6 protein-coding genes are annotated in these 7,245 nt (G+C 64.6%); 3 read left to right on the top strand and 3 right to left on the bottom strand.

Annotated elements, in window-relative coordinates; genetic code table 11:
* Nucleotides 1–35 precede the first annotated feature (35 nt).
* Complete coding sequence (locus MKK68_RS24695; protein WP_244033215.1) at nt 36–464, top strand: BLUF domain-containing protein; 429 nt, start codon at nt 36–38, stop codon at nt 462–464.
* Here MKK68_RS24695 and MKK68_RS24690 read toward each other — a convergent pair.
* From MKK68_RS24690 to MKK68_RS24680, 3 genes are all read right to left on the bottom strand, one after another.
* A complete protein-coding gene (locus MKK68_RS24690; protein ID WP_244033214.1) occupies nt 374–1,858 on the bottom strand; it encodes a helix-turn-helix transcriptional regulator in 1,485 nt (494 codons plus the stop codon). The genes MKK68_RS24695 and MKK68_RS24690 overlap by 91 nt on opposite strands.
* A 974-nt stretch (nt 1,859–2,832) precedes the next feature.
* Nucleotides 2,833–3,504: a hypothetical protein gene (locus MKK68_RS24685; RefSeq protein WP_244033213.1), complete on the bottom strand. Its 672-nt coding sequence runs from the start codon at nt 3,502–3,504 to the stop codon at nt 2,833–2,835.
* 489 nt (nt 3,505–3,993) lie between these two features.
* Nucleotides 3,994–4,152: a hypothetical protein gene (locus MKK68_RS24680; RefSeq protein WP_244033212.1), complete on the bottom strand. Its 159-nt coding sequence runs from the start codon at nt 4,150–4,152 to the stop codon at nt 3,994–3,996.
* Between the two features lie 491 nt (nt 4,153–4,643).
* Here MKK68_RS24680 and MKK68_RS24675 point away from each other — a divergent pair, with 491 nt between their 5' ends.
* Together MKK68_RS24675 and MKK68_RS24670 are read left to right on the top strand one after the other, a co-directional pair.
* Nucleotides 4,644–5,045 carry a hypothetical protein gene (locus MKK68_RS24675; RefSeq protein ID WP_244033211.1) on the top strand — a complete coding sequence of 134 codons (402 nt, stop codon included), beginning with the start codon at nt 4,644–4,646 and terminating at the stop codon, nt 5,043–5,045.
* A gap of 300 nt (nt 5,046–5,345) precedes the next feature.
* Nucleotides 5,346–7,241 carry a potassium transporter Kup gene (locus tag MKK68_RS24670; protein WP_244033210.1) on the top strand — a complete coding sequence of 632 codons (1,896 nt, stop codon included), beginning with the start codon at nt 5,346–5,348 and terminating at the stop codon, nt 7,239–7,241.
* Nucleotides 7,242–7,245 lie beyond the last annotated feature (4 nt).

Genomic DNA, 7,245 nt, shown 5'->3' with positions numbered 1-7,245 from the left:
GGAACAACGGTCGATCCAATGTAAGTGGGGCGCTGATGTTCAATGCGGGCGCGTTCGCCCAGGTGCTGGAAGGGCCGCGCCGGCAGGTCGAGGAGACGTTCGAGCGGATCCAGTGCGACGATCGGCACGGCGACGTGACGGCTGATGCCGATGGCTTCCTTGATCAGTGCCCGGATATGGTCGGGAGAGAGCACCTTCCGACGCGCGGCCACACGGATCTCCTCATATCAACCCAGGGGGATGATCTTCCGAGATGCCCGCATGAGCAGAGCTACCACTGCGTAATAAGGAATTCTACTCGAAGTTCCGACGATTTACATAAAGTACATTTGTACCAAACCGACTTGGTAGTTCCGTCACGGTTTCCCCCGCTTCAGAGTAGGTGCCGGGTGTTCGGGCCGATCCCGCGCTCTTGCGCCCACACCACCACGGCGCTGCGGCGGTTGACCCCGAGCTTGCGATAGAGCGCCGAGACGTGATTGCGCACCGTGTTCGGCGACAGCTTCAGCTCGGCCCCTATCTCCTGATCGGTGGCCCCCTGACAGATCCGCGTGAGCATGTCCTGCTCCCGGATCGTCAGGTTCTCGATCCCGACCGACGGCCGGCCGGAACGGGTCGGGTTGCGCAGGGTCGCCAGCTTGTCGATCACCCCATGGCTGAACCACGACGCGTCGGCCATCACCGCCTCGATCGCGGTGATCAGTTCGCGTTCCGAGCGCTTGCGGGCGGTAATGTCCTGCAGGACGCACAGCACGCAGGCCTCGTTGTTGATGATCACCCGGTCGGCCGAGATGAAGCAGTCGATCTCGGCGCCGGCCGCATCCTGCAACACGGCCTCGAAGCCTCGGACGCTGCCGAGCCGCTTGAGATCGCGTGAGAACTTGCGCTGCTCGGCGCGATCGACCCAGAGCGCAAGGTCCGTGAGCGATTGGCCATCCGCGGCCTCGGGGGCATGCCTGAACGCGGTGACGAAGGCTTGGTTGACGCTGGTAATCTCCAATCCGTCCGCACTCATTAGCGCGCTTGGCACCGGCGAGAGGTCGAACGCCTTGGCGAAGCGCTCCTCGCTGTGGCGCAGCGACATCTCGGCTTTACGGCGATCCTCTAGGTCAGCGAAGGTGAACAGCATGCACGGTTCGATGCCGCCCGGGCCCGGCATCTCGATGGCGTGTCCGGCCACGATCACGTAGCGGCCCTTCCCGCAAGGCGTGGCAAGTTGCGCCTCCATCTGCGGAATGGTGTGGCCCACGTGCAGGCGATGGATCGCCATCTCGCGTCGCTCGGCCTCGCGCAGCAGATCGATTTCGCAGAAGGTCCGACCGAGCACGTCATCACGATGGTAGCCGGTGAGGTCGAGGAAACCATGGTTGACCCGCACGAAGCGCAGATCGCTGATCCGGCAGATGATCGCTGGGGCCGGGTTGGCGTTGAACATGCGCTCGAAGCGAGCCTCGGCCTGGTAGCGTTCGCTCACATCTTGCATGACCAAGGCAAGTCCGCTCGGCGTGCCATCCGCATCCGTAGTCACCAAACTACGAATACGGTGCATCCACCTGTGTGATGGATCCCGGGTCGGCACCAACTCCACCACGACGTCCCTGAACACCTCGCCGGCGAGCACCCGGTCGAGGGGGTGCTGCAGCGGACCGATCTCCCGGTGGTTGCGGTAGTGCAGCGTGAAATTCGAGCGGTACTCGGAGACGGTTGCTCCGAGGTCGCTGGAGTCCGCGACCCCATGCATCATCACGGCGGCGGCGTTCGCGTAAGAGATCGTCTGGTCCGGCTCGATCAGGATCACGCCTTCGGACAAGCCGGCCACGATCTGCCGCATCTGTGTGTGACGCGTTTCGTCGGTCATCGGCGTATCTCCCTCTGGAACGCCAACGTTCGAGCGCGCTGAATGACCCTCAATGAATTGAGTTCGCAAACAGGCGAGGGGGGCGATGAGCGCTTAGATGCCCCTGATCAGAGCGCCCTATGTCCACCCAGATCCCTGAAAATGGCGTGGCTCATCGCCGACGGCGCCGTTTTTTTTTCATTTTGATCCGCGAGAATCGGTTTCCCATCCGGTCCTGAAGCCGCGATGCGTTTCGATTAATCGACACCCCCCACCCCTTGCTGGCCGATGCCGATTGAAGCGAACAGCGAATGGGATGTGATGGATGAGGCTGAGGGTACGTGGCCCCTTTGGTTTGCTGGGCAGGGTCAGAGTGGCTGTGTCCTAGGGCGGGGGTGGGACCGGGGTGGTGCTGGTATCTGCCGGAAGGCGCGAGACCGGAGCTTGATGGCGATCGGTTCAAGGTCGGCAGTACCGGCCTAGCCGTACGTCGTTGATGCTTTCGGGCTGCTCGTCCACGGACGGCCACTGTCTGGAGCTCCGCCTCGAACCCGTGGGGATCCGCGGATGGGGGGCGCATCTATTCGTTGCTGCGAGCAGCGAGAGTGGTGCGGTCGACGGCTGGTCCGCTGAATGGCGGGGGGCCGATGTTCCCGCCCCACTGGGTCGGGGCGGAAGCCTATGGGCCGGTAAGGAGGGTCACCCTCCTTTGGGCAGCCTCTTCGAGTGGCTCTTTGAAGAGCCTCCAAAGGCTCGGGCTTTCGGCTGCTACTGCGCTCCGCCTCGTAACGAGATCTGCACCTCGCATTGTGCGGCCACGGTCATCACCTTCCGCAGGCTGTTCCGGTGACGCGTGACGCCCATCCGTGATCCTGCCGCCTCGTGGGCCGCTGCTCGATCGCGATGCCAGCGGACGAGCCACCGGAGCCGCAGGACGCGGTCGCCGGCCGGCAGTCGCATCAGTTCGAGTGCGCTGGGGATGCGGGCGGCCGGCATCAGACCGCCACCGCGCCGAGCCAACGTTTCAGAATGCGGCTCGTGATCCCGGCTCGCGTCAGAGTCGTGAGCTGGCAGAATCCCCCAACGCCGACGACCTTCTTGCCATCTTCAAGCACGAAGGGGCGCGACCGCTGCGATTCCATGATCTGCACCGCGGCCGCTTCCGGCATCAGGCGTGGATCACCGATCCGGTCCACGATGGCGTCGAAGTCGGCCATCACCTGATCATCCACGGGCGACAGAGCGCCTTCGCTAATCGGCACGAGGGCCCATGGCTCGCCGCCGTTCCACGCCTTGCTGTGCATCCCATAGGCCTCCACTCGGTCGCGGGCGGTGGAGAAGCCAGCGATGACGAATTCGGCCTCGCGCGGAGCGATGTCAGCCAGGCCGCGGAGTTCCATCTCGCGGCGGTACTGCCGCCGCACGCCACGGAACAGCGCGGGCGCCTCGGGCAAGAGGTCGTCGAAGGCTAAGAAGTGCGCGCTGATGCTCGCCCCCAGCATGTGCACGAAGGCCGAGGCGCCTCGCACCGCGATCACCGCCGGCAGGTGCGCCAGCAACGCCACCTTCTGACCCTGCCCGCGCGGCGTGCCGTCCATCAGGTAGCCGGCGCCGTCCGTGGAGATGTTCACGGCCTCGGGCGTGACGAAGCAATTTAGCGCTGTCATCGGTCAGGTGTCCTTCGGTGCTGGTCGCCCTCAGGCGTTCGGTAATGGAGAGCAGCGCCGTCGCGCCGATGACGGGGCCGCCGGTCAGCAGCAGCGCAGGCGTCGTGCCGAGAACCAGCGTCGGAAGCAGAGCGCCGGCGATCGGGCCGGCGAACGCGATCAGCGCTAGCCCGGCGATGCCGAGCGCGATGTTGAGCGGGGACTTCGACCCCGAGGACGACGACGATGCGCCGCCGCCGCGCGGGAGGTAGACCAGCACCACGATCGCGTCGGCCGGCAGGTAGCGGCGGGGCCACGGCTTCACTGCGCCGGCCTTGTCGCGACCGCGGACGACCCAGGCTTCTTCGATCGGCTGCAGCGGGTCGCTCATCCGCTGCACGGCCACCATGAAGGGTCGGCTGTGGTCGACGTGGCGGCCGAGCACCTGTGTGAGCCGGCGGCGGCGGCGATCAATGGGCCGGGGCGGTGCGAGCGCCTTGCCGGCTGCGTTCAGGGTGTGGAGCTGCATGCGTCGTCTTTCTGGAAAGGATTGAGCCTTTCGCCGATCGCGTCCGACCACCGCCGCAGGATGCGGGTCTCGATGTGGTCCGTTCGACCATCGAGGATCAGCATCATCACGTTGCCGGCGGCGGTGAGCGCGAGAGCCAAGTCCCGGTTGACCCCGACCCATGCGCAATGGCGTTCCGGACGTGATCCTGCGCTTCTTCTCTAATGTGGAGCTCTGGCATGGTCATGCGGATCTCATGTCGTTGGCACTGCGAACCGGGCTGGGCGCGCCGAAGGATCGTCGCACCAGATCACGAGACGATCGATTTGGTCGTGGAGACGCGCGTACCTCTCCATCTCGGTTTTGAGCCCGTGATGCTGGAGGCATAGGCCCCACCAGTTCTGCGGCTCGAACACCGATCCCCCATCCACGACTGGGACCTTGTGGTCGACCACTGCAACGAGCCTCAGCCGACCGATCTGCTCGCACCACTGACAGAATGGATGCTCCCGCCGATACGCTTTGGAGAGGCGGTCCCATCGCGAACTGTACCCCCGCTCTCGCGGAGAGGTCCGCTTGGGTCGGATCATCCTTGCTGTGTGTGCAGGTGACCGCTTGCGGAAGATCTCTGGCATGGGCTGTCTCAGGCGGCATGAGTTCGCTCCCCGACGGAGCGGTGAGCCCGTGGTTGGCAAATGCGTCGAGTCAGGTCGGCGATGGCCGCGCGCGTATCCGGATAGCGCCGGGCGATGGCGGCCAGACCTGCACTGACCTCACGCCACCGAGCATCATCTTGATCAGCGACGGCGGCGCGGAGCGCGGCGCGGTACTCGGTTGGCAGACCTCGCCACCACCGCCACAACGACATGCGGGGAATTTCGAACCGCTCGGCCACGCGGCGTATGCTGACGCCGGCGGCGCAGGCAGCTTCGATCGCATCACGCTGCGGATGCGCGCCGACAATCGAGCGGCGACCTGGCTTTCTGTGGGCAGAGATGTCGAACGACACGCGGGCGGGCTCCTCCGGCTATCCGGATCGAAGGCCCGCGGCTGACCCTGTCTCGGGCCTGCCCTATGGCATGTCGATCACTGGCTCAGGCCAGCATCGACATGAGAACATAACGTGAAACCGAGTCACGGATCAAGTGGCTCGCTCGATCGCAAGCGGCATCTGCCGAGGACCTTTGTATCGACGTTTGGTTCGGCCCGGTGAGCCTCGCGTGCGCACCTGTCGATCAGTCTTTTCTATTCTCTCGTTCCTGATCGCGTATCCAGCCGCCACGTTGCATAGTGCCCTCGCTGGCGATTGAGACCGAGACGGTATCAAGCCCGCTGGCACTCCCCAGGAAGCCCGATGACCTCATCCGCCGATGCCGTGTCGACACCAGCGGCCGCGGAGCATCCGGTCCGACCAGCATTGCTCCTGGGGGCGCTCGGCGTGGTGTTCGGCGACATCGGTACAAGCCCGATCTATGCCTTTCGAGAGTCGCTGAAGGCCGCCGGCGAGACCGCGAGCGAGACGACCGTCTTCGGCGTTCTGTCGATGGTGTTTTGGGCTGTCATTCTGATCGTCGCGCTCAAGTACGTCGTGTTCGTCATGCGGGCGGACAATCAGGGTGAGGGCGGCACCATGGCGCTGCTGTCTCTGGCGCTGCCGGTCGCTGGAAAGCTGCGGCCAGCCTTGGCCATCATTGGGTTAGCCGGCGCGTCCCTGTTCTTCGGTGACGCGATGATCACGCCAGCCATCTCGGTCCTCAGCGCAATCGAGGGTCTTCAGCTCGTGACTCCGGTCGTCACGCCCTACGTCGTGCCGATCGCGGCGGTCGTCCTAATCGGGCTGTTCGCGATTCAGAGCCGTGGGAGCGGCAGCGTCGGCTTCCTGTTCGGCCCGGTGATGGCCGCTTGGTTTCTCACCCTGGCCCTGTTCGGCCTGTACCACCTGCTTCAGCAGCCGCGTGTCCTACTCGCCTTCGATCCGCGATACGCGCTGGCTTATGTCGGTCATGCGGGTGCGGGAGTCACGTTCGCGGTTCTCGGCTCGGTCTTCCTGGCGCTCACCGGCGGTGAGGCCCTGTATGCCGACATGGGCCATTTCGGCCGCGGCGCCATCCGGATCAATTGGTTCGCTTTCGTCCTACCGGCACTCTTGCTCAACTACCTCGGGCAGGGCGCCCTCGTGCTGACCGATCCTGCAGCGGCAGCCAATCCGTTCTTCCTGCTCTTTCCGAGCTGGTCGCTCGCTCCCTTCGTTGGGCTTACGACGCTGGCCACGGTGATCGCGAGTCAGGCGGTGCTCTCTGGGGCATTCGCCCTCGTGCAACAGGCGATCCAACTCGGAGCCATCCCTCGACTCGAGATCCGACAGACCTCTAAGGAATCAATCGGACAGGTATACGTGCCGCAGCTCAACTGGCTGTTGGCCGCCGTGGTACTCGGTCTGGTCTTCGGCTTTCGCTCTTCAGATGCGCTTGCCAATGCCTATGGCATCGCGGTCGCAGGTGACATGATGGTCACCACACTCCTCGTTGCCACCGTCGCCTACGGCCTATGGCGCTGGCCACCCTATCTGGTCTTCCCAGTCGCAGGTCTGTTCCTCCTGCTCGATCTGACCTTCGTCGGCGCCAACATCCATAAAATTCCAGCAGGAGGCTGGTTCCCGCTCCTGGTCGGGAGTGCGGCGCTCACGCTGATGCTCACGTGGCGCAAGGGTCGGGCTGTTGCTTTCGACCGACGCGACAAGGACGCCGCCACGATGACGGACTTCATTGCTGGCCTCGATCGGCCGGGCGCTCCGATCCGAATGCGTGGCACCGCCATCTATCTCACGAAGCAGACCGAGATCGTCCCAGCGGCGCTTGCGCTGAACGTCCGCCACAATGGGGTGGTGCATGAGCGGGTGGTAATGCTGAAGGTGACGACAGAGCGGGCACCACGGGTGTCCGAGTCGGAGCGCGTCAAGATTGAGCCGCTGCCAGCTGGCTTCAGCTTGGTCTGGCTCACGTTCGGGTTCGCCGAGAAACCTGATGTGATGGCGGCGCTGAGGCTGCATCGTGATGAAGTAGGCGTCGATCCGGATACGGCCTCGTTCTTCATAGGACGAGAGAAGCCGGTTCCGTCGCTACGCCCCGAGCTATCCTCATGGCAGGAGCCGCTCTACGCGTTCATGGCGCGCAACGCTGTGCGGTCGCCCGACTACTACCGGATCCCGCCACCCCGCGTCGTCGAGCTGGGGACGCAGGTGGAGATGTAGGCGC

Origin of the sequence: Methylobacterium sp. E-016 (genome assembly GCF_022829745.1) — a bacterium.
Lineage (GTDB): Bacteria > Pseudomonadota > Alphaproteobacteria > Rhizobiales > Beijerinckiaceae > Methylobacterium.
Note: the sequence above shows the minus strand (reverse complement) of the source record. Positions and strands in the feature narration are given on the sequence as shown.